This window comes from Variovorax sp. DXTD-1 (assembly GCF_003984625.1).
GTDB lineage: Bacteria > Pseudomonadota > Gammaproteobacteria > Burkholderiales > Burkholderiaceae_C > Variovorax.
This window is the reverse complement of sequence record NZ_RWKH01000065.1, coordinates 1-1,321: the sequence shown is the minus strand read 5'-3', so window position 1 is coordinate 1,321 and position 1,321 is coordinate 1. Positions and strand designations below refer to the sequence as shown.

Below are 1,321 nucleotides of genomic sequence, written 5' to 3'. Positions count from 1 at the left end.
TGAATCGCCCCGGCTTTCATGGAGGCCAGTTGGTTTAAGTCAAGCCGCCGCCGTGGCGGCCTGAATGGCGAGTTGCCGATAGTAGTTTGCCTCAGCCTCTGCAGGCGGGATGTACCCGATGGGTTCGAGCAGGCGCTGGTGGTTGAACCAAGACACCCATTCGAGCGTTGCGAACTCCACCGCCTCCTTGGTCTTCCAGGGTGCCCGGCGATGGATCAATTCGGCCTTGTAGAGGCCGTTGATCGTCTCGGCCAAGGCGTTGTCATAGGAGTCGCCCTTGCTGCCCACCGATGGCTCGATGCCAGCCTCGGCCAGTCGTTCGGTGTACCGGATGCTGACGTATTGCGAGCCGCGATCGGAGTGACAAATCAAGCTGCCGTCGCGCTCGGGTTGACGGTCGTACAGCGCTTGCTCCAAAGCATCGAGCACGAAGTCCGTGCGCATCGAGCTGCTGACCCGCCAGCCCACGATGCGCCGGGCATAGACGTCGATCACGAAGGCCACGTACAGCCAACCCTGCCAGGTCGACACATACGTGAAGTCCGAGACCCACAGCTGGTTCGGTCGCTGTGCGCGGAACTGCCGGTTGACCCGGTCCAGCGGGCATGGCGCCCTGGCATCGCTGATCGTGGTCCTCACCACCTTGCCGCGCATCACCCCTCGCAGCCCCAGGCGCCGCATCAGCCGCTCGACCGTGCAGCGGGCCACCGCCGTGCCCTCGCGTGCCAGCTGCCGCCAGACCTTGTCGGCGCCATAGACCTGCATGTTGGCCTGCCAGACGCGCTCAATCGCCGGAATGAGGACCTCGTCGCGGTGTGCTCGGGCGCAGCGCTTGTGCGGCTCACGCAGCAGCGCCGCGTGCCGCCGATAGCCCGACGGGGCGACCTGCAAGACCTTGCAGATCGGCTCGACCCCGAAGGTGCCGCGATGCTTGTCGATGAAATCCCTCAGGACTTCAGCCGGCGGTCGAGCTCCGCCTGGGCGAAAAACGCGCTCGCCAGCTTCAGGATCTCATTGGCCCGGCGCAGTTCCTTGTTCTCGCGCTCCAGGTCCTTCACCCGCTGGGCTTCACTGATCGTCACGCCTTCGCGCACACCCGTATCGACTTCCACGCGTTTGACCCACTCGTGCAGCGTCTGCGGCACGCAGCCAATCTTCGGCGCGATGGACTCGATGGCCGCCCACAACGACGGGTACTCCCCACGGTGCTCCTGCACCATCCTCACCGCGCGCTCACGCACCTCGGGTGAGAACTTGTTCGACTTGCTCATGGCTCAATCCTCTCAGAGTGTTGAGCCTCCACAAAATCCGGGGCGATTCA

The 1,321-nt window shown here is 64.3% G+C and carries 1 protein-coding gene and 1 other annotated feature; the gene reads right to left on the bottom strand.

Annotated elements, in window-relative coordinates; translation table 11 throughout:
- Positions 1–39 precede the first annotated feature (39 nt).
- Positions 40–1,271, bottom strand: a protein-coding gene (locus tag EJI00_RS24855; RefSeq protein ID WP_409514046.1) for an IS3 family transposase whose coding sequence is annotated in 2 segments (ribosomal slippage) — positions 40–983 and positions 983–1,271 — 1,233 coding nt in all. Because the reading frame shifts where the segments join, the coding sequence is not laid out codon by codon here.
- Positions 877–993, bottom strand: a sequence feature (AL1L pseudoknot). (Overlaps the previous gene by 117 nt.)
- Positions 1,272–1,321: the final 50 nt, after the last annotated feature.